The organism is Pseudomonas sp. GD04091 (assembly GCF_029836165.1).
Lineage (GTDB): Bacteria > Pseudomonadota > Gammaproteobacteria > Pseudomonadales > Pseudomonadaceae > Aquipseudomonas.
In genome coordinates this window covers 84,140-105,455 of the sequence record NZ_JAOEBG010000007.1, presented here as the reverse complement: position 1 = coordinate 105,455, position 21,316 = coordinate 84,140, and the positions used below count along the sequence as shown (strand labels likewise).

Genomic DNA, 21,316 nt, shown 5'->3' with positions numbered 1-21,316 from the left:
GAAGTGGGCTGATCCGCTCGCGGCTCTGCAAGCGGCAACCACCCTGGTAGACGGGCCACGTAAAGGTGCCCCGGCGCCGCTCGTCAGTTGACGCTGTAGCCGCGCCCGCCCAGGCACGCCCCCAACGCCCGCCGATAGCTGTCCGCGACATTCACCGGTGGCGCATAGGTCGCGGTCGCCGGGTCGAACCCCGACTGGCTCACCGCCCAGCGATGGCACTGGTAACGGTCCTGCTCCTGCTGCTCCGGCCCCTGCCCGTACATCGGATAGGCAACCACGTCATAGCCCTGCGGCTGCGCCGGAGCGGGCGCAGGCGCGACCGTGGGCGGCGTGACCACCACGTACTCGCGGCTGTCGGCCAGGTACTGGTAGTAAGTGTCGGCCACCACGAAGAACAGCGCCCCGCTCAACCAGACCTCCCGCGCATAGGAAGGCAGGTAGCCGACACGCACACCGTAGGGCGGCGTGACGATGACGTAGCCACCCCCATGGGGTCGGTACCAGTAGCCGCCGGAGTAGAAGTAATCCTGGCCGCGATAGGGCACCTTCCAGTAGCGATCCGGGAAGCGGTCGATGGTGTGCCCCGGACGGTACTGCGGTCCCGGCCCCCAGCCATTACCGTGACCATCCGGGCGGCCGCTCCAGTCGCCGCCCGGCCGCTGCCCCGGCCCTGCGGCTTGCCAATGGCGGTTGTCGTCGTAACGACGGGGAATGTCCTGGTAATAACCCTGGCGCGGAGGCTGCGTCTGGCGCACCTCATCGCGCGAAGTGAGCGGCGAGCCGCGTCGCTCGCCACCTTGCTCCGGCTGTGCGCCGTGCCCGTCACCCGGCCCTTGCGCCAGGGCGCCCAGGCTGATGCCCATGCTCAGCAAACCAACACCTGCCAACTGCCAGATGCGCGACCTCATGATCTTCCTCTCGATGCAAACACTCGCCCTTGCGGGCCTTCAGTCTACCGCCGCCCGCGATACCAACAGATGAAATAGCCGACAGCAACCTCTGCGCGAGCACTTTGCCAACTCTTTACATACGGAATGTATGAATATTTAATCATACGACATGTATGTAGATTGCCAGGACGGCCGTCGCAGCAAGGAGAACCGACATGCCCAACCCCTACCGCGAGCTGTTCGCTCCAGCCGGCACCCGGGCCTTCGCCCTGGCTGGGCTGCTCGCTCGTCTGCCACTGCCCATGACGGGCATCGGCATCATCACCCTGGTGGCGCAATCACGCGGCAGCTATGCCCTGGCCGGCGCGGTGTCGGCGACCTTCGTCATGACCTATGCGCTGCTGTCACCTCAGGTGTCGCGGTGGGTGGATCGCCTTGGGCAACGGCGGGTGCTGCCCGTGGCCGCCCTGCTCAGCGGGTTGGGGTTGCTGCTGATGGCAGCCTGTACCTGGCTGGACGGTGCCGACTGGATGCTGTTCGGCGCCGCCCTGCTGGCCGGTTGCATGCCCAGCGTGTCGGCCATGGTTCGTGCGCGCTGGACGCACCTCTACCGGGGTCAGCCACAGTTGCAGACTGCCTACTCGCTGGAAACGGTACTCGACGAGGTCAGCTTCATCGCCGGGCCGCCCCTGGCGGTCGGGCTCAGCGTGGCGCTGTGGCCCCAGGTCGGATTGCTGGCTGGCGCCGTGCTGCTTCTGCTGGGGACGGCACTGCTGGCGATACAGAGGGACAGCGAGCCGCCGCCGGTGGCGCCGACACCGCGCGAGCTGCCGGTATGGCGAAGCCCCCGGGTGCGCCAGCTCACCTTGCTGATGGTGGCGATGGGCGTGATCGTCGGCACGGTGGATATCGTCAGCGTCGCCTTCGCCAGCGAGCAAGGCCAGCCGGCCGCCGCGAGCCTGGTGCTGTCGGCCTATGCCGTGGGTTCCTGCATGTCCGGGCTGGCCTTCGGCGCCCTGCGCTGGCGCCTGTCGCTAGCCCGGCAGTTGCTGCTCGGCGCACTGGCCACCGCCCTGAGCACCCTGCCCTTGCTGCTGGTCGACAACATCGCCCTGCTCGCCGCGGCCGTCATGCTGGCCGGGGTGTTCTTCGCCCCGACCATGATCGTGGCCATGGCCCTGGTCGAGCGCAGCGTGCCCGAGCGCCAGCTGACCGAGGGCCTGACCTGGCTGCTTGCCGGGCTGAACGTCGGCGTGGCCCTTGGCGCGGCTGGCGCTGGCCAATGGGTCGATGCCACGACAGCGCGCAACGGCGTTCTCATCGCCATGGCGGGCGGGCTGCTGGTACTGCTGGCGGCGCTGGTGGTGGCCGGCCACCGTGAAACGTCGCTGACGCAGCCTTCGGCGCAATAAAAAAGGGAGGCCTCGCGGCCTCCCTTCGGGAATTGTCGTCCGTGCTCGGCGCTTGTGACACCGGCTCACCTCGCGCCGTCTTCTGGACAGTGCGTAGCCCGGGGGCCTGGCGGATCCTGTTGGATGGCTGGCCGCGAGCGCCCGTCTGGGGCGCGTCGCCGTGGACTGATGTCCGGGCAGTGATTCTGGTGATAAAGATAGGCCAGGGCGCGGGGCAGACGATTGCGAAGATTGCTCTGATAAATAGCGCTTGCGCAATTTTTCACTCAGGATCGATAATTCGCCGCAATCCGAACAGAAAAGGTCCTTTCCATGAGCAAGCTCGACCGCTACGACCTGAGCATCCTCGCCGAATTGCAGCGCGATGCGCGCATCTCCAACCAGGAACTGGCCGAACGCATCGGTCTGTCCCCCTCCCCTTGCTCACGTCGGGTCAAGCAGCTGGAAGATGACGGCTACATCTCGCGCCAGGTGGCCCTGCTGGACCGCAAGAAGCTTGGCCTGAGCCTGACCGCCTATGTGCTGATCGGCATGGACCGCCACACCCCGGAACGCTTCGAGACGTTCGAAGCGGCGATCCGCAACCTGCCCCAGGTGCTCGAATGCAGCCTGGTCACCGGGATGGATGCCGACTATCAGTTGAAAGTGGTGGTGCCGGACATGGACCACTACCAGAAATTGCTACTAGGCAGCCTGACCCGCATCGAAGGCGTGACCAGCGTGCGCTCGAGCTTCGTGCTCAACCAGGTGCTGGCCAGCACCGAGCTGCCATTGACCCACCTTCGTTGAATCCTTGCGTGCCCGGCGTATGATCGGGTGCTCAATCTGCCTGGAGTGCACCGATGGATCCCGCCGTATTCGAAGAATGGATGATGATCGTGCTGGTCACCGTGCTGATCGGTTTCATGGGTTTCATCGTCTGGGACCTGGCGAAGAAATCCAAGGCCGGCCGCTTCGGCACGCTGATCCTGTTCTTCGTACTGGGCCTGGGCGTGCTGGCGTTCATCATCAAGAGCGTGGTGGTGGGGTTTCTCGAAGGGGTGTAGCGACCTGCCCCGCGTTCACTAGCAACCCCTCATCGTGTAGGAGCGGCCCAGAGATCAGCGTTTGGCCGGCACTTCGCGCCAGCAACCCTGCTCCAGCCCCTCGATCGTCCAGTCACCGATCCGCACCCGCACCAGGCGCAAGGTCGGTAACCCGACTGCTGCCGTCATCCGCCGCACCTGGCGGTTGCGCCCTTCACGGATCACCAGCTCCAGCCAGGCCGTCGGCACGCTCTTGCGAAAACGCACCGGCGGGTTGCGCGGCCAAAGCCCGGGTTCCTCGAGCAAGCGTGCCTCGGCCGGCAGCGTCGGTCCGTCATTGAGTTCAACCCCTTCGCGCAGGCGCTTGAGCTGCTCTTCACTCGGCTCGCCTTCCACCTGCACCCAGTAGGTCTTGGCCAGCTTGTGCTTCGGGTCGGCGATGCGCGCCTGCAGGCGACCGTCGTTGGTCAGCAGCAGCAGGCCTTCGCTGTCACGGTCCAGACGCCCGGCCGGATAGATGCCGGGAATGTCGATGAAGTCCTTGAGGGTGGCGCGCCCTTCGCCATCGCTGAATTGCGTGAGCACGTCGAACGGCTTGTTGAACAGGATCAGGCGGGGCTCGGCCGGCGGCGCCTTGGGCTGGCGACGCGGACCGGAAGGGCGCGCCGCAGGGCGGCGCGGTTTGTTGCGGGGCGGCAGGGACATGGATCCTCAGCGGAACGGCGGCTCATCGAAGCTGCGCAGTTTACGCGAGTGCAGCGAGTTGAGCTCGGTGCGCAGCAGGTCGAGGGCGGCGATGCCGATCTTCAGGTGCTGGCTGACCGCGCGGTTATAGAAGGCGTTGGCCGACCCCGGCAGCTTGATCTCGCTGTGCAGCGGCTTGTCGGAAACGCACAGCAAGGTGCCGTACGGCACGCGCAGGCGATAGCCCTGGGCGGCGATGGTGCCGCTCTCCATGTCCACCGCCACGGCGCGGGACAGGTTGATCAGCGGGCGCTCCTGGGCCCAGCGCAGTTCCCAGTTGCGGTCGTCATAGGTGAGCACGGTACCGGTGCGCAGGCGCTTCTTCAGTTGCTCGCCGCGCTCGCCGGTGACTTGCGCGGCTGCCTCCTGCAACGCCAGCTGCACTTCGGCCAGCGCCGGGATCGGGATGTTCGGCGGCACCACGCGGTCGAGGATGCCGTCGCGGCGCATGTAGGCGTGTGCCAGCACGTAGTCACCGATGGTCTGGGATTGGCGCAGGCCGCCGCAGTGGCCGATCATCAGCCAGCAGTGCGGACGCAGCACGGCCAGGTGGTCGGTGATGTTCTTGGCGTTGGACGGGCCGACACCGATGTTGACCAACGTCACGCCGTCGCCATCGGCGGCGATCAGGTGATAGGCCGGCATCTGGTAGCGGTGCCAGACCACCCCGGCGACCAGGGCCTGGGCCTCGCCATTGTCCATGCCCTTCTCGATGATCACGTTGCCCGGCAGGACCATGCGCACGAAGCGCGGATCCTCGCGCAACTGCTCCAGGCCATGGGCGATGAACTGGTCGACGTAGCGGTGGTAGTTGGTGAGCAGGATCCACGGCTGCATATGGCGCCAGTCGCTGCCGGTGTAGTGCACCAGACGGCGCAGCGAGAAGTCCACGCGAGCGGCGTCGAACAGCGCCAGCGGCAGGGTCTCGGCGCTTTCCCAGTCGTACAGGCCGTCGGCGATGTTGTCGGTGGCCGCCGACAGGTCGGTGCTGGGGAACACCCGCGCCAGCTGCGCGGCGGTGATGCCGCTGCCGGCCAGCTCGTCGCCCTGGTCGACGACATAGGGGTACGGGATGTTCTGCTCGCTGATGCCGACCTCCACGGTCACGGTGTAGTCGTGCATCAGCGGGCGCAACTGCTCGAGCAGGTAGCTGCGAAAGGCCGCGGGCTGGGTGACGGTGACGCTGTAGGTGCCGGCCACCTGGACCTTGGCATAGGCGCGGGTGGTGGCGGCGACTTCACCCTGGCTGTAGTAGGTCAGGCGCAGGGCCGGATAACGGAACAGCGCGCGCGCCTGCTCATCCGGCTCGGTGCGGTCCTTGAGGTAGCGCTTGAGGGCCTGGCTCAGCGCCCCGGTGGCCTGTTCATGCAGGGCCGCCAGACGGTCGACGGCCTGTTCGGGGGTATCAACGACTACAAACGCTTGGCTCACGCTGGGCTTCCTGTCTTATGGAATGCATGACAGCCATCTTGCCTGCGTTGCAGGGCAAATACACCCCCGATAATCGGCGCTGAAGCTGCCCCGCGATGACGTTATCCGGCCCACACCGGCGTTGCCCTGGCAACCAGCGCCTCGACATCCACCCCGCGCGGCAACGCGCCATACGCCCGCCCACCGCCGCCCAGGCGGCTGCCGATGAACGCATCGCTCACCGGGGCATTGCCCGCCTCGAGCAACAGCTTGGCCTGCAGCGCCACGGCGATGTCCTCGGTCAGTTGCCGCGCCCGGTACTGGATGTCCCCGGTGTCAGCGAAGGCGCCCTTGAGGTTGCCGATGAACGCCGCCAGGCGCGGATCGCCATGGCCATCGCCGAGCTCGACGAACAGCGCGTCGAGCACACCCGGCTCCTTGGACAACGCCCGCAGCACATCCAGGCACTGCACGTTGCCCGAGCCCTCCCAGGTCGAGTTGACCGGTGCTTCGCGGTACAGCCTTGGCAGAATGCTGTCCTCGACATAGCCGGCGCCGCCCAGGCACTCGGCGGCCTCGTTGATCATTCCGGGCGCGCGCTTGCAGATCCAGTACTTGCCCACCGCCGTCACCAGCCGGGCGAAGTGCGCCTGTTGCGGGTCGTCCGGCTGATCCAGGGCCTGGCCCATGCGCAGGCTCAGGGCCAGCGCGGCCTCGCTTTCCAGCGCGAGGTCGGCGAGCACGTTCTGCATCAACGGCTGTTCGGCGAGCACGCGCCCACCGACCTTGCGGTGGGCGCAGTGGTGCGCGGCCTGGGTCAGGGCCTGGCGCATCAGGGCGCTGGAGCCGACCATGCAGTCGAAGCGGGTCATGGCGACCATCTCGATGATGGTCGGTACGCCGCGCCCCTCTTCGCCGATCATCCACGCCAGCGCCCCACGGAATTCCACTTCGCTGGAGGCGTTGGAACAGTTGCCGAGCTTGTTCTTCAGGCGCTGGATGTAGAACTGGTTGCGGTTGTCGTCGGGGCGGTGACGTGGCAGCAGGAAGCAGCTAAGACCTTTCTCGGTCTGTGCCAGGGTGAGGAAGGCGTCGCACATCGGCGCCGAACAGAACCACTTGTGTCCCACCAGCTCATAAGGCTGGCCAGGGCCGGGGGTGCCGACCGGATAGGCGCGGGTGGTATTGGCACGCACGTCGGTGCCGCCCTGCTTCTCGGTCATCGCCATGCCAATGGTGACGCCGGCCTTGTGCCGGTCGCCGACATTGCGCGGATCGTACTCGCGGGCGAGCACCTTCGGCAGCCAGTATTGGGCCAACTCCGGCTGCAACCTGAGGGCCGGCACGGCGGCGAAGGTCATGGTCAGCGGGCAGCCAGTGCCGGCTTCGGCCTGGCTGTGCAGGTAGGTCATCGACGCCCGCGCCACATGGGCGCCGGCACGCGGCTCGGCCCAGGGCAACGAAGGCAGGCCGTGTTCGACGGCGGTGCGCATCAGCTCGTGATAGGCAGGGTGGAACTCGACCAGGTCGATGCGGTGGCCATAGCGATCGTGGCTGCTGAACTCCGGCTTGTGCGCGTTGGCCAGGAAGCCTGCTGCCATCAGCGGCCCGCCAGCCAGGGCACCGTAGGCATCGATCCGCGACTCGGCCCAACCGGCCCCGAAGCGCCGCGACCATTCCTGCAAAGGCTGGTCGAGGCGATACAGGTTGGCACCGTCGAGCGACGGCGGCTGGTTGGTGACTTCGTGGGTTTCAGCGAACTGGTGCAGGTTCATCGGTGGCCTCCTGGTTCCGCTCATGCTGGATAACCCAGTGAAGCACCCCAGGCCGGTCAGTCAAAGTGACAAAACGGACTACATGGGGGCGCTTCGCGCCCCGTCAGGCTAAAACCGGTTCACGGTCGACGCGGCACAGGCCGCTGGCGCCTGTACCTGCGCCACCGCCAGGGCCAGGCTCAGCTCGAAGCGACTGCCCAGCCCAGGCGTGGACTCATGGGACAGCCTCGCGCCGATCAGTTCCCCCAACTGCCGACAGATCGACAGGCCGATACCCAGCCCGCCATAGCGCCGGGTCATCGATCCGTCCACCTGGAAGAAGCGCTGGTACAGCACCGCCTGGTCCAGGTCTTCGAAACCGATGCCGCTGTCACTGACGGTAATCCCCAATGCCACGGTATCCGGCCCGGTACGTCGACCACGGACCTGCACCGTGACCCCACCCTGGTGGGTGAACTTCAGGCCGTTGTCCACCAGGCAGGCCAGGCAACGCGCGAGCTTCTGCGCATCGCCGACCAGGCTGTCGGGCAGGTCGGCAGGAATGTCCAGGCTCAGGTACAGGCCCTTGGCCAGCGCCTGGCCGGCATACCCGGCCCGCAGCTCCTGCATCAGGCGCCGCAGGCTGAAGGGCATGCCGTGGCTGCGCAGGCGTCCGGCCTGCAACTCGGTGAGGATGAGGATGTCGTCGACCATCGCCATCATGTCCTGGGCCGAACCGGTGGCGGTGCGGTGGTACTGGGCCTGCTCGGCGCTCATGGGCAGGGTGTGCAGCAGCTCCAGCGAGCCGATGACGCCATTCATCGGAGTGCGCAATTCATGGGTCACGGTGGCGAGGAACTCATCCTTGAGCCGGTTGCTGCGGGCCAGTTGCAGGTTCATCTGCTCCAGGGTGCGACCGGTTTCGCGCAGCGTCCGGGCCTGTTCCTCACGCAGGTTGTTGATACGGTCGGCCAGGGCCAGCGACAGCAGCGCCACTTCCAGCGCCGAGCCGAGCTGGCTGGCGTACATGGTGAGGAACAGGTTCGGCAGGTAGCCGAGCACCATCAGCGTGTTGACCAGCCCACCGACGAGAAACGCCGTCCAGGCGATGATGAACCAGCGCGCCACGCGCACGCCGCGCCACCAGGCATACAGCCCCGCCGTGAAAATGCTCACGGTGAACAGCAGCGCCAGCACCGTGGCCATGCGCAGCGCCACGCCATAGCGCAGGGTCACGGCCAGCACCATGACCAGCGCGCCGCCAGCCATCAGCAGCATCAACAGGCGATCGAAATCACGGCTGAGCCGTCCCATCTGCAGGAAGTGACGGGCGAACTGGCAACCGAACAGCCCGGCCGCCCCAATGAAAAACGGCGTGGCGGCATTGGCCCACCAAGGGTTGTCCGGCCAGAAGTAGGCGATGCCGGCACCGTTGACCGAGACCTGGTACAGACCGAACGAAGCGATATAGAGGATGTAGTAGAGGTAGCTGACGTCGCGCACGCTGAGGTAGATGAACAGGTTGTACACCAGCATGACCAGCAGCACGCCATAGATCATCCCCAGCACGTACAGGCGAGTGGGCTGATCCTCCAGATACCCCTCGGCAGACCACAGGGTCAGCGGCGCCTGGATCGAACCCTGGCTGTGCAGCCGCAGATAGGCGGTGATGGCCTGGCCAGGGCGCATGGGCAGTTCGAACAGGTAGTTGTTCTGACGGATCTGGCGGCTGGCGTATGGCAACGCATCGCCCGTTCGACGGGCCAGGCGATACACGCCCTGCTCGTCCGGCAGATAGAGCTCCAGGTGATCCAGCGGTGGGTAGGCCAGCTCCAGCAACCACTGGCGTGGTGCGGCAGAAGGGGCCACGGCGTAGGTCAGATCGACCTTCAGCCAGAACACCGAGGTCGAATAGCCGGCGTTGAGCACCTCGTCCTGGTGCGCGTGGAAACGGCCAATGAACGCAGGCGAGCTGACCTGGGCGATGCTGGCACTGCCGTCGTGGTCCTCGTACACCTGCATGAACCTGCCCAGCGGAAGGCGCCCGGTGGAAGCGTCGAACTCGACCGCTTCGACGAACAAGGGCAAGCAGCCCAGAAGCACAATCAGCAAATAGCGCATACAGCCCCAGCATGGCCTGTCCGGTCGCATCGCGGTTGCCTCCCATCCCTTTGAGACGACGTGATCCGGCAGTACCCGTTCATCGAGTTATCCGAGCACTCTAGCATAGCTTTCCGACATGGCCAGAAGCCACCAATAATTTGATCGCAGAGGCTCTAGAACGCGAGTTTCAGAGGATCACCACCAAGCATTCTGACCAATCGCTCAGGAATTATCCGGCGCCGGCTGATCCGCGCAAAAAGGTTTGGTGATAAGCTCGCCGACCATGAATACCTACAGCTCCCGCCCCGTTGTCCTCTGTCTCTCCGGCCACGACCCCAGTGGCGGCGCCGGACTGCAGGCAGATATCGAAGCCCTGATCGCCCAGGGTTGTCACGCCGCACCCGCAGTGACCGCCCTGACCGTGCAGGATACCGTCAACGTTTCCGACTTCCGTGTGCTCGATCGCGAGTGGGTCCTGGCCCAGGCCAACGCCGTGCTGGCCGACTCCACCGTGGCGGCGGTGAAGCTTGGCATGCTCGGTTCGATCGAGATGGTCGACACCGTCGCCGAACTGCTCGCTGCCCACCCTCACCTGCCGCTGGTCTGCGATCCGGTGCTGCGCGCCGGTGGCGGTGGCCGCCTGGGCAAGGACGAAGTCGGCTACGCGCTGCGCGAACGCCTGCTGCCGCTGGCCACCATCGCCACGCCGAACCTGCCCGAAGCGCGCATCCTTGCCGAGCTGCCGCAAGGCACGGCGGACGAATGCGCCGAGAAGCTGCTGCCGTTCTGCAGGCACCTGCTGATCACCGGCGGTCACGGCGACGAAGTCGAGATTCACAACCGCCTGTACAGCCGCGATGGCCAGCAGCACACCTGGACCTGCCAGCGTCTGCCGGGCAGTTACCACGGTTCTGGCTGCACCCTGGCCAGCGCCCTGGCCGGTCGCCTGGCACTGGGCGAGCACCTGGAGAGCGCCGTGCGCAGCGCCCTGGACTACACCTGGCGCACCCTGCGTGACGCCGAGCAACTGGGCAAGGGCCAGTACGTGCCGCGTCGCCTGCCCCTGGATTTCTGTTCCTGATACGAGGCCATCCGATGAAGCTCCGCGGTCTGTACGCGATCACCGACAGTCAACTGCTGGCCGGCCGTTTTCTCTCCCATGTAGAAGCGGCGCTCGAAGGCGGCGTGCGCCTGCTGCAGTACCGCGACAAGAGCGACGATGCCGCCCGCCGGTTGCGTGAGGCCGAGGCGCTGAGGACGTTGTGCGAGCGCTACGACACGGCGCTGATCATCAACGACGACGCCGAGCTCGCCGCGCGCCTGGGCGTCGGCGTGCACCTGGGCCAGACCGACGGCCCGCTCACGCCGGCCCGCGCCCTGCTCGGCCGCCAGGCGATCATCGGCTCGACCTGCCACGCCAGCCTCGAGCTGGCGCAACAGGCCGCCAGCGAAGGCGCCAGCTACGTCGCCTTCGGTCGCTTCTTCAATTCCGTCACCAAACCCGGTGCGCCGGCCGCCAGCGTCGATCTGCTGGAGCAGGCCCGCGCCCAGGTCAAGCTGCCGATCGCCGTGATCGGCGGTGTCACCCTCGACAACGCCGCCCCGCTGGTCGCCCATGGCGCCGACCTGCTGGCGGTGATCCACGGCCTGTTCGGTGCCGACAGCGCGCAGGAAGTCACCCGCCGCGCCCGCGCCTTCAACGCCCTGTTCGCTTGCTGATTTCGAGAGAAGATCCCATGTCCCGTTCCGAAGCCCTGTTCGCCCAAGCCCAGAAGCACATCCCCGGTGGCGTCAACTCGCCCGTGCGCGCCTTCAAGAGCGTCGGCGGCACGCCGCTGTTCTTCAAGCACGCCGAAGGCGCCTATGTCATCGATGAAGACGACAAGCGCTACGTCGACTACGTCGGTTCCTGGGGCCCGATGATCCTCGGCCACGGCCATCCGGACGTGCTGGACGCGGTGCGCCGGCAGCTCGAGCATGGCCTGTCCTACGGCGCGCCGACCGCGATGGAAACCGAGATGGCCGATCTGGTCTGCTCGATCGTGCCGTCGATGGAAATGGTGCGCATGGTCAGCTCCGGCACCGAAGCCACCATGAGCGCTATCCGCCTGGCCCGTGGCTACACCGGCCGCGACGCGATCATCAAGTTCGAAGGCTGCTACCACGGTCACTCCGACAGCCTGCTGGTCAAGGCCGGTTCCGGCCTGCTGACCCAAGGCGTGCCGAGCTCGGCGGGGGTACCTGCGGACTTCGCCAAACACACCCTGACCCTGCCGTTCAACGATATCGCCGCCGTCGAGAAGACCCTGGCCGATGTCGGCCAGACCGTGGCTTGCATCATCGTCGAGCCGGTGGCCGGCAACATGAACTGCGTTCCACCGGCGCCGGGTTTCCTCGAGGGCCTGCGCGAGCAGTGCGACAAGCACGGCGTGGTGCTGATCTTCGATGAAGTGATGACCGGTTTCCGTGTGTCGCTGGGCGGCGCCCAAGGCCACTACGGCATCACCCCGGACCTGTCGACCTTCGGCAAGATCGTCGGCGGCGGCATGCCGGTCGGCTGCTTCGGCGGCAAACGCGAGATCATGGGCTGCATCGCCCCGCTCGGCCCGGTCTACCAGGCGGGCACCTTGTCGGGCAATCCACTGGCCATGGCCGCCGGCCTGACCACCCTGAAGCTGATCAGCCGCCCGGGCTTCCACGCCGAACTGAGCGACTTCACCAGCCGCATGCTCGACGGCCTGCAGCAGCGCGCCGATGCCGCCGGCATTCCGTTCGTCACCACCCAGGCTGGCGCGATGTTCGGCCTGTACTTCAGTGGCGCCGACGACATCGTCACCTTCGATGACGTGATGGCCAGCGACGCCGAACGCTTCAAGCGCTTCTTCCACCTGATGCTCGAAGGTGGCGTGTACCTGGCGCCAAGCGCGTTCGAAGCGGGCTTCACCTCCATCGCCCATGGCGACAAGGAACTGCAGATCACCCTGGATGCGGCCGAGCGGGCGTTCGCCAAGATCAAGTAAGGCCCCCTTCGCGGGCAAATCCGCTCCCACAGGTTGATTGGCGCCCCTGTGGGAGCGGGTTTACCCGCGAAGGCGTCAGCACAGGCCACATTGCAACGACCTTCACAACGCAGAAATTCGAGTAAAACTTTGTAAGGTAGGCGCTGCTTATCCCATAATGTGCCACCAGAGACATTGGCCGCAGCTTTGCAGAGGTAAGTCGATCCCCATGAACCGCACCGGCCGCGCCCTGACCCTGGGCTGCCTGTTGCTTCTTCAGCCCCTGCTGGCCCTGGCGGAGGGCGGTAACTCGTTGCTGATTCCGGCGACGGGCCGCTGCACCCTCAATACCGCCCCCGAGGACCTGCAGAGCGCCCTGAAGGCCTGCGAGCAGGTGGCGGAATCCGGGGATGCCGAAGCACAGTACGAACTGGGCGAGTTCTACTACAGCGGCACGCCACGTCATCTCGACAATGCGCTGAAATGGTTCGAAAAAGCCTCGCTGCAAGGCCAGGCCCAGGCCCAGTACCGGCTTGGCTCGATGTTCTTCCATGGCGAAGGCGTCAAGGCCAACAACGTCCAGGCCTACATCCTGCTGAAGATCGCCGCGGTCAACGGTGCCGAGGATGCGCTGGACATGGCCGACGAAGTCACCGAGCAGATGCCCCGCGACGAGCTCGAACATGCCACCCAGGTGCTCGGCCAGATCTTCCGCAAGTACCTGCTGGAACTGCAGAACGCCGAAGGGCGCACCCCTTTCTCGCCCCTGCCGTGACCTGCGCCCGACAGCGCGCCGCGATCCCCTGCATAATCGAATCGTCAACTTGCCCTGCCACAATCGGCGAGCGGATCGGAACGTTCGCACCGACCCTTGATCGTTTCAGTGCTTTCGCCACTGCCACTCAAGGGTTATTCTTGAGTTCACATTCATTGCCGTCGAGCGGCTAAAAACGACCTTGAACGCACCCATACAACCTCATCGTTTCATCCTCGAGCCCTTCGAGGCCAACCGCTTCGCCAACCTGTGCGGCCAGTTCGACGAGCACCTGCGCCTGATCGAACAGCGCCTGGCTATCGAAATCCGCAATCGCGGCAATCAGTTCGAACTGATTGGCGAGCCCAAGACCACCTCCGCTGCCGAACAGCTGTTGCGCCGCCTCTATCGCGAGGCCAAGGCCACCGACCTGTCGCCGGAAACGGTCCACCTCTATCTCCAGGAGTCGACCGTCGAGAACATCGACAATCCGGCCATCAATGAAGTCAGCGTCTCGTTGCGCACGCGCAAGGGCAACATCCGCCCGCGCGGCGTCAACCAGCAACGCTACGTCAAGGAAATCCTGGCCAACGATATCAACTTCGGCGTCGGCCCGGCCGGTACCGGCAAGACCTACCTGGCGGTGGCCTGCGCCGTCGATGCGCTGGAGCGCGAGCAGGTGCGCCGCATCCTGCTGGTTCGCCCGGCGGTCGAGGCCGGCGAGAAGCTCGGCTTCCTGCCCGGCGACCTGGCCCAGAAGATCGACCCGTACCTGCGCCCACTGTACGACGCACTCTACGAGATGCTCGGTTTCGAGCACGTGGCCAAGCTCATCGAGCGCCAGGTGATCGAGATCGCCCCGCTGGCCTACATGCGTGGCCGCACGCTCAACAACAGCTTCATCATCCTCGACGAAAGCCAGAACACCACGCTCGAGCAGATGAAGATGTTCCTCACCCGCATCGGCTTCGGCTCGACCGCGGTGATCACTGGCGACATCACCCAGGTCGACCTGCCCCGCGGCACCAAGTCGGGCCTTGCCCATGTGATCGAAGTGCTCAAGGACGTGCCGGGCATCAGCTTCACCCACTTCCAGCCCAAGGACGTGGTGCGCCACCCGCTGGTGCAGCGCATCGTCGAAGCCTACGACCGCTTCGATGCCCGTCAGGCCAAGCCCGAGGCACCCGGCAAAGATGCTTGAACTTGACCTGCAACGGGCCACGGAGGCCGCTGCCCCGGATGACGCCGCCTTCCGCCGCTGGTGCGAACTGGCCTTGCGCCAGCGCACGGCCGACTCGGAAATGACCATTCGCCTGGTCGACGAAGCCGAAGGCCGCGAGCTCAACCATACCTACCGGCACAAGGACTACGCGACGAACGTGTTGTCCTTCCCTGCCGACGTCCCCGACGACCTGCTCGACATCCCCCTGCTGGGTGACCTGGTGATCTGCGTGCCGGTGGTCGAGCGCGAAGCCGTCGAACAAGGCAAGTCGCTCGAGGCGCACTGGGCGCACCTGGTCATTCACGGCTGCCTGCACCTGCTCGGCTACGACCACATCGAAGACGACGAGGCCGAGGAGATGGAAGCGCTGGAACGCGAATTGCTGGCGGAACTGGGCCATCCTGACCCGTACGCCGACGACGAAACCGAATCAATCACACACTGACACTGCAAGGATCACGAGTAACCGCCATGAGCGAAGATCGATCGAGCAACGGGCAAAAGTCCTGGCTGGGTAAGCTGACCCAGGCTTTTGCCCATGAGCCGAAAAACCGTCAGGAGCTCCTCGAGCTGCTGCGCGAAGCCCATCAGAACAAGCTGCTCGACAGCGAAGCGCTGACCATCGTCGAAGGCGCCATCCAGGTCGCCGACCTGCAGGTGCGCGACATCATGGTGCCGCGCTCGCAGATGATCAGCATCAAGGCCAGCCAGTCGCCCCGCGAGTTCCTGCCGGCGGTGATCGACGCCGCGCACTCGCGCTACCCGGTGATCGGCGAAAGCCATGACGATGTGCTCGGCATCCTGCTTGCCAAGGACCTGCTGCCGCTGATCCTCAAAGAGAACGGCGACAACTTCAACATCAAGGACCTGCTGCGTCCGGCCACCTTCGTGCCCGAATCCAAGCGCCTGAACGTGCTGCTGCGCGAGTTCCGCGCCAACCACAACCACATGGCCATCGTCATCGACGAGTACGGCGGCGTGGCCGGCCTGGTGACCATCGAGGACGTGCTCGAGCAGATCGTCGGCGACATCGAGGACGAGCACGATGTCGAGGAAGACAGCTACATCAAGCCGCTGCCCAGCGGCGACTTCCTGGTCAAGGCGCTGACCCCGATCGAGAACTTCAACGAGTTCTTCGACAGCGAGTTCTCCGATGACGAGTTCGACACCGTCGGCGGCCTGGTGATGAGTGCGTTCGGTCACCTGCCCAAGCGCAACGAGACCACCGAGATCGGCGGCTACCGCTTCCGCATCCTCAATGCCGACAGCCGTCGTATTCACTTGCTGCGCCTGACCCCGATCAACCGTTAAGGAAGAACATGCGCTGGATCACCCGCCCCGGCTGGCCCGGTAACCTGCTGGCCATGGCGGCCGGCGCCTCCACCCTCCTGGCCCTGGCGCCCTTCGATATCTGGCCGATCGCGCTGCTGGCGCTGATGGTGTTCTACGCCGGCTTGCGCGAGCTGAGTCCGCGCCAAGCCATGGGCCGTGGCTGGTGTTTCGGCTTCGGCCTGTATGGCGCCGGCACCTGGTGGATCTACGTCAGCATGAACACCTACGGCGGCGCCTCGCCGCTGCTGGCGGTGCTGTTGCTGGTGGCGTTCTTCGCCTGCCTGGCCTTCTTCTTCGCCCTGCCCGCCTGGCTCTGGGCACGCTGGTTGCGCCGCAACGAGGCGCCATTGGCCGACGCCCTGTGCTTCGCCGCCCTGTGGCTGCTGCAGGAGGCCTTCCGCGGCTGGTTCCTCACCGGCTTCCCCTGGCTCTATTCCGGCTACAGCCAGCTCGACGGGCCGCTCGCCGGTCTCGCTCCGCTGGGCGGCGTGTGGCTGATCTCCTTCGCCCTGGCACTGACCGCCGCCGTGCTGTGCAACCTTTACCGCCTGCGCGAGCGCCCGGCGTTCCTCGCCACTGGCGTGCTGTTGCTGATCGCGCCGTGGATCGTCGGCATGGCCCTCAAGGACCATGCCTGGACCAGACCCGCGGGCGACCCGCTCAAGGTCGCGGCCCTGCAGGGCAACGTCGAACAGGACCTGAAGTGGGACCCGGCGCACGTCAACGCACAGCTGGCGCTGTACCGCGACATGAGCTTCAGCTCGAAGCCCGTCGACCTGCTGGTCTGGCCGGAAACCGCCGTGCCGGTGCTGCAGGACCAGGCCCAGGGCTACATCGACATGATGGGCACCTTCGCCGCCGAGCGGCATTCAGCGCTGATCACTGGCGTGCCGGTGCGGCAGGTGGTTCACCAGCAGCGCCGCTACTACAACGGCGTCACCGTGGCCGGTGAAGGCGACGGCACCTACCTCAAGCAAAAGCTGGTGCCGTTCGGCGAATACGTGCCGCTGCAGGACATGCTGCGTGGCCTGATCGAGTTCTTCAACCTGCCGATGTCGGACTTCGCCCGCGGCCCCGAGGACCAGCCGCTGCTGCAGGCCAAGGGTTACCAGGTGGCGCCGTACATCTGCTACGAAGTGGTCTACCCCGAATTCGCCGCCAGCCTGGCCGCCCGCAGCGACCTGTTGCTGACCATCAGCAACGACACCTGGTTCGGCACCTCGATCGGCCCGCTGCAGCACCTGCAGATGGCCCAGATGCGCGCGCTGGAAGCCGGCCGCTGGATGATCCGCGCCACCAACAACGGGGTGACCGCGCTGATCGATCCGTTCGGCCGGATTACCACGCAGATCCCGCAGTTCCAGCGGGCGGTACTGTATGGCGAGGTGGTGCCGATGCAGCAATTGACGCCTTACCTGCAATGGCGCTCGTGGCCCCTGGCGATCGTCTGCGCGCTGCTGCTGGGCTGGGCGCTACTGGCCGGACGCATCGCCAAGACGGTCTGACCAAGGAATCGCGGGGCAAGCCCGCTCCCATATGGGAGCGGGCTTGCCCCGCGATATGACCTGCACTCAATAGAACAACCGATACCCCAGCAACCCTACCGCCTCGTTCAGCAACTGCCCGTTCTGCCAGACCGCCCGGCTCTCCGGCAGCAATCCGGCGAATGGTCGCGCATGATCACGCCCCAGGAAGCCCACGGGCGCCGGCACCACCTCGAGCCCGGCCCGCTCGAAGCTCCAGCGTGAACGCTGCATATGCCAGGCCTGGGTCACCACCACCACCCGCCTGATCCCCTGAGACTGCAACAACCTGGCACTGAATTCGGCGTTTTCCCAGGTCGTGCGGCTGGCGTCTTCCTTCCAGCTGACCTTCACTGCGAAGTCGGCCTGCAGGCGGTCGGCCATCAACTGCGCCTCGCTGGGTGGCGTCCCATAGTGCAGGCCGCCGCTGGTCAGCAGCGGCAGTCCCGAGGCCTTGGCCAGTTGTGCGGCGTAGCGCATGCGCTCGAGCGCGACCGGGCTCGGCTGGTCTGCCCCGCCCCAGGCGGGGTCGCCGCGCTCGCGTCCCGCGCCCAGCACCACGATCGCATCCGCGCGCTGCGCCAAGCCGGCCCAGTCGTCGGCGGCCAGTGCCGGCTCGGTCTCCAGCGTGCGCGCCAGCTGTTCGACCACTGCGGGCAGGCTCATCAGGTACAGGCCGCCCAGGCCCAGGGCAAAACAGCCGGCGGCCAGGCGTGGCCGGCGCCGACGCCACCACCAGGCAGCCAGCAGCAACAGCAACAGAACGCCCGGCGGCATCAGCCATTGTTTGATGAAATAGCGAATCGGCATCACGCACCTCCATGGAAGGCGTGCAGCCTAAGAGGATCGGCACCGGGCCTCAAGGGCAACCGGCGCCGATCGAAACGTGCAACGTGAAGACCCGGCGCATCGAATCGCGCCTGCAACAGCCCTGAACGGCTATCGGGACGGCAGCGTCCTGGAGCTTGCGGGGGCGCTTGCGCGCTTGCGATCCTTGAGCCAGACGATCCTGGCCGAGGAAGGCTCCGCTCGCGGGTAGGCACCGGCACAGGCAAAACGACCGTCCGGAAGGGATTCCAGATAGGCCTTGATCACTTCGAACTCGGCGTGGCTGAGGCCGCGCAACTCCAGTTCGGCGGGCATTTCATCGCGCAATCTGACCGAAGTCCTGGCCACTTCCAGTGCCAGGCCCAGGCGGTCGATCAGGCGTTCGTAAAGCTCCGGTTTGTTTGCGGTTAGCTGCGACTCTCCCATCCGTTCACCTCATTGAAGGTAAGAATATCTCCCCCCACAAATGAGCTTAGCGTCACTCGCAAAAGCGGCCGGTCGCCGCGACCAACGGCCCGCCCGACAGCCGATGCAATCTGGGTTTCCCACGATGCGCGGCGCTCATGTATGCTACGGCGTTCACTCTAACGACACCGGAGTGCCGGACGCAGCGAGGTTCCGCTGCCTGGAAACAGGGTCCTTTCTCTCTCAGTAAAAAGTAGCCATGCACGAACAATACACGCCCCGTGATATCGAAGCCGCCGCCCAGCAGAGCTGGGACGAGCAACAGTCGTTCGCTGTTACCGAACAGCCAGGCAAAGACACCTACTACTGCCTGTCGATGTTCCCGTACCCGAGCGGCAAGCTACACATGGGCCACGTGCGCAACTACACCATCGGCGACGTGATTGCCCGCTACCAGCGCATGCTGGGCAAGAACGTCCTGCAGCCAATGGGCTGGGACGCCTTCGGCATGCCGGCGGAAAACGCCGCGATGAAGAACAACGTCGCCCCGGCCAAGTGGACCTACGAAAACATCGACTACATGAAGACCCAGCTCAAGAGCCTGGGCCTGGCCATCGACTGGTCCCGTGAAGTCACCACCTGCAAGCCGGACTACTACCGCTGGGAACAGTGGCTGTTCACCCGCCTGTTCGAAAAAGGCGTGATCTACCGCAAGAACGGCACCGTGAACTGGGACCCGGCCGACCAGACCGTACTGGCCAACGAGCAGGTCATCGACGGCCGCGGCTGGCGCTCGGGCGCGCTGATCGAGAAGCGCGAAATCCCGATGTACTACTTCCGCATCACCGACTACGCCGACGAGCTGCTGGAAAGCCTCGACGAGCTGCCGGGCTGGCCTGAGCAGGTCAAGACCATGCAGCGCAACTGGATCGGCAAGTCCCGCGGCATGGAAGTACAGTTCCCCTACGACCAGGCCAGCATCGGCCATGAAGGCACCCTCAAGGTCTTCACCACCCGTCCCGACACGCTGATGGGCGCCACCTACGTCGCCGTCGCCGCCGAGCACCCGCTGGCCACCCAGGCCGCGCAGGGCAACCCGGCGCTGCAGGCGTTCATCGACGAATGCAAGAGCGGCAGCGTCGCCGAGGCCGACATGGCGACCCAGGAGAAGAAGGGCATGCCCACTTCCCTGTTCGTCGAGCACCCACTGACCGGCGAGAAGCTGCCGGTATGGGTCGCCAACTACGTGCTGATGCACTACGGCGATGGCGCCGTGATGGCGGTACCTGCCCACGACGAGCGCGACTTCGAGTTCGCCCACAAGTACGACCTGCCGGTCAAGGCCGTGGTGCGTACCAGCGCAGGCGATGAAGTCGGCAGCGAATGGCAGGCCGCCTATGGCGAGCACGGCCAGCTGATCAACTCCGGCGAGTTCGACGGCCTGGACTTCCCGGGTGCCTTCGACGCCATCGAAGCCGCACTGATCCGCAAGGACCTCGGCAAGTCGCGCACCCAGTTCCGCCTGCGCGACTGGGGCATCAGCCGCCAGCGCTACTGGGGCTGCCCGATCCCGATCATCCACTGCCCATCCTGCGGCGACGTGCCGGTGCCGGAAGACCAGCTGCCGGTCACCCTGCCAGAGAACGTGGTACCGGACGGCGCCGGCTCGCCACTGGCCCGCATGCCCGAATTCTACGAATGCAGCTGCCCGAAATGCGGCGCCGCGGCCAAGCGCGAAACCGACACCATGGACACCTTCGTCGAGTCGTCCTGGTACTTCGCCCGCTACGCCTCGCCGAACTACGACAAGGGCCTGGTCGACCCGAAAGCCGCCAACCACTGGCTGCCGGTTGACCAGTACATCGGCGGCATCGAACACGCCATCCTGCACCTGCTGTACGCGCGCTTCTTCCACAAGCTGATGCGTGACGAAGGCCTGGTGACCTCCAACGAGCCGTTCAAGAACCTGCTCACCCAGGGCATGGTCGTCGCCGAAACCTACTACCGCGTCGCCAGCAACGGCGGCAAGGACTGGTTCAACCCGGCCGACGTCGAAGTCGAGCGTGACGCCAAGGCCAAGATCATCGGCGCGCGCCTGAAGACCGACGGCCTGCCGGTGGAAATCGGCGGTACCGAGAAGATGTCGAAGTCGAAGAACAACGGCGTCGACCCGCAGTCGATGATCGAACAGTACGGCGCCGACACCTGCCGCCTGTTCATGATGTTCGCCTCGCCGCCCGACATGAGCCTGGAATGGTCCGATTCCGGCGTCGAGGGTGCCAGCCGCTTCCTGCGCCGCGTCTGGCGCCTGGCCCAGGCCCATGTGGCCCAGGGCCTGCCGGGTCAGCTGGACATCGCCGCGCTGAACGACGAGCAGAAGGTCATCCGCCGCGCCATTCACGCCGCGATCAAGCAGGCCAGCACCGACGTGGGCCAGTTCCACAAGTTCAACACCGCCATCGCCCAGGTGATGACCGTGATGAACGTGCTGGAAAAAGCGCCACAGGCCACCGCTCAGGACCGCGCCCTGCTGCAGGAAGGCCTCGAGGCCGTCACCCTGCTGCTGGCGCCGATCACCCCGCACATCTCCCACGAACTGTGGAAGGCGCTGGGTCACGACCAGGCGGCGATCGACGCGGCCTGGCCGAGCGTCGACGAAAGCGCCCTGGTGCAGGACACCGTCACCCTGGTGGTGCAGGTCAACGGCAAGCTGCGTGGCCAGGTGGAAATGCCTGCCGCCGCCAGCCGCGAGGAAATCGAAGCGGCCGCCCGCAACAACGAAAATGTCCTGCGTTTCACCGATGGCCTGACCATCCGCAAGGTCATCGTCGTACCGGGCAAGCTGGTCAACATCGTCGCCAACTGATGGCAACGCCCGCCTTCGCAGGCGGGCGTAATCGGTCCACGAGGGAGCT

General features: G+C 65.7%; 19 protein-coding genes. 12 read left to right on the top strand and 7 right to left on the bottom strand.

Going from position 1 to position 21,316, the window contains the following annotated elements:
* Window positions 1-83 precede the first annotated feature (83 nt).
* The gene (locus N7422_RS11460) at window positions 84-908 is read right to left on the bottom strand and encodes a DUF6515 family protein (protein ID WP_279806639.1); all 825 of its coding nucleotides are present in this window, start codon (window positions 906-908) and stop codon (window positions 84-86) included.
* Between the two features lie 197 nt (window positions 909-1,105).
* Between N7422_RS11460 and N7422_RS11455 the strand changes: the two genes are divergently transcribed.
* The 3 genes from N7422_RS11455 (at window position 1,106) to N7422_RS11445 (ending at window position 3,348) form a co-directional block, all read left to right on the top strand.
* Window positions 1,106-2,302, top strand: a complete 1,197-nt coding sequence (locus tag N7422_RS11455) for an MFS transporter (RefSeq protein WP_279806638.1) — start codon at window positions 1,106-1,108, stop codon at window positions 2,300-2,302.
* 312 nt (window positions 2,303-2,614) lie between these two features.
* Window positions 2,615-3,091 carry an Lrp/AsnC family transcriptional regulator gene (locus N7422_RS11450; RefSeq protein ID WP_003249795.1) on the top strand — a complete coding sequence of 159 codons (477 nt, stop codon included), beginning with the start codon at window positions 2,615-2,617 and terminating at the stop codon, window positions 3,089-3,091.
* A gap of 53 nt (window positions 3,092-3,144) precedes the next feature.
* Window positions 3,145-3,348, top strand: coding sequence for a DUF2788 domain-containing protein (locus tag N7422_RS11445; RefSeq protein WP_023378567.1), 204 nt, complete (start codon window positions 3,145-3,147; stop codon window positions 3,346-3,348).
* A gap of 54 nt (window positions 3,349-3,402) precedes the next feature.
* On the opposite strand, the gene N7422_RS11440 is transcribed toward N7422_RS11445, so the two are convergent.
* The 4 genes from N7422_RS11440 to N7422_RS11425 all read right to left on the bottom strand — a co-directional run bounded on the left by N7422_RS11440 (window position 3,403) and on the right by N7422_RS11425 (window position 9,356).
* Entirely contained in the window at window positions 3,403-4,032 is a 630-nt protein-coding gene (locus N7422_RS11440; RefSeq protein ID WP_279806637.1) for a pseudouridine synthase, read from the bottom strand.
* 6 nt (window positions 4,033-4,038) lie between these two features.
* Window positions 4,039-5,502 (bottom strand): AMP nucleosidase, encoded by a 1,464-nt coding sequence (gene amn, locus N7422_RS11435; RefSeq protein ID WP_279806636.1) that lies wholly within the window; start codon window positions 5,500-5,502, stop codon window positions 4,039-4,041.
* A gap of 101 nt (window positions 5,503-5,603) precedes the next feature.
* Window positions 5,604-7,256, bottom strand: a complete 1,653-nt coding sequence (locus tag N7422_RS11430) for an acyl-CoA dehydrogenase family protein (protein WP_279806635.1) — start codon at window positions 7,254-7,256, stop codon at window positions 5,604-5,606.
* Window positions 7,257-7,364: 108 nt separating this feature from the next.
* A complete protein-coding gene (locus tag N7422_RS11425; protein ID WP_279806634.1) occupies window positions 7,365-9,356 on the bottom strand; it encodes a hybrid sensor histidine kinase/response regulator in 1,992 nt (663 codons plus the stop codon).
* Between the two features lie 265 nt (window positions 9,357-9,621).
* On the opposite strand from N7422_RS11425, the gene N7422_RS11420 reads away from it, so the two are divergent.
* From N7422_RS11420 to lnt, 8 genes are all read left to right on the top strand, one after another.
* Window positions 9,622-10,419, top strand: a complete 798-nt coding sequence (locus N7422_RS11420) for a hydroxymethylpyrimidine/phosphomethylpyrimidine kinase (RefSeq protein ID WP_279806633.1) — start codon at window positions 9,622-9,624, stop codon at window positions 10,417-10,419.
* A 14-nt stretch (window positions 10,420-10,433) separates the two neighbouring features.
* The gene (thiE, locus tag N7422_RS11415; RefSeq protein ID WP_279806632.1) at window positions 10,434-11,057 is read left to right on the top strand and encodes a thiamine phosphate synthase; all 624 of its coding nucleotides are present in this window, start codon (window positions 10,434-10,436) and stop codon (window positions 11,055-11,057) included.
* 17 nt (window positions 11,058-11,074) lie between these two features.
* A complete protein-coding gene (gene hemL, locus N7422_RS11410; protein WP_279806631.1) occupies window positions 11,075-12,358 on the top strand; it encodes a glutamate-1-semialdehyde 2,1-aminomutase in 1,284 nt (427 codons plus the stop codon).
* A gap of 208 nt (window positions 12,359-12,566) precedes the next feature.
* A complete protein-coding gene (locus N7422_RS11405; RefSeq protein ID WP_279806630.1) occupies window positions 12,567-13,112 on the top strand; it encodes a tetratricopeptide repeat protein in 546 nt (181 codons plus the stop codon).
* 181 nt (window positions 13,113-13,293) lie between these two features.
* A complete protein-coding gene (locus N7422_RS11400) occupies window positions 13,294-14,292 on the top strand; it encodes a PhoH family protein (protein ID WP_279806629.1) in 999 nt (332 codons plus the stop codon).
* Entirely contained in the window at window positions 14,285-14,758 is a 474-nt protein-coding gene (gene ybeY / locus N7422_RS11395) for an rRNA maturation RNase YbeY (RefSeq protein WP_279806628.1), read from the top strand. Before N7422_RS11400 ends, ybeY begins: the two co-directional genes overlap by 8 nt.
* Before the next feature lie 26 nt (window positions 14,759-14,784).
* Window positions 14,785-15,624, top strand: a complete 840-nt coding sequence (locus N7422_RS11390) for an HlyC/CorC family transporter (protein ID WP_279806627.1) — start codon at window positions 14,785-14,787, stop codon at window positions 15,622-15,624.
* An 8-nt stretch (window positions 15,625-15,632) separates the two neighbouring features.
* The gene (lnt, locus tag N7422_RS11385; protein ID WP_279806626.1) at window positions 15,633-17,150 is read left to right on the top strand and encodes an apolipoprotein N-acyltransferase; all 1,518 of its coding nucleotides are present in this window, start codon (window positions 15,633-15,635) and stop codon (window positions 17,148-17,150) included.
* Between the two features lie 66 nt (window positions 17,151-17,216).
* Here the strand turns inward: lnt and N7422_RS11380 are convergent, their stop codons facing one another.
* Window positions 17,217-17,978 (bottom strand): YdcF family protein, encoded by a 762-nt coding sequence (locus N7422_RS11380; RefSeq protein WP_279806625.1) that lies wholly within the window; start codon window positions 17,976-17,978, stop codon window positions 17,217-17,219.
* Between the two features lie 129 nt (window positions 17,979-18,107).
* The gene (locus N7422_RS11375; protein WP_279806624.1) at window positions 18,108-18,422 is read right to left on the bottom strand and encodes a hypothetical protein; all 315 of its coding nucleotides are present in this window, start codon (window positions 18,420-18,422) and stop codon (window positions 18,108-18,110) included.
* A 238-nt stretch (window positions 18,423-18,660) separates the two neighbouring features.
* Here N7422_RS11375 and leuS point away from each other — a divergent pair, with 238 nt between their 5' ends.
* Window positions 18,661-21,267: a leucine--tRNA ligase gene (gene leuS, locus N7422_RS11370; protein ID WP_279806623.1), complete on the top strand. Its 2,607-nt coding sequence runs from the start codon at window positions 18,661-18,663 to the stop codon at window positions 21,265-21,267.
* The last annotated feature ends 49 nt before the right edge of the window (window positions 21,268-21,316 follow it).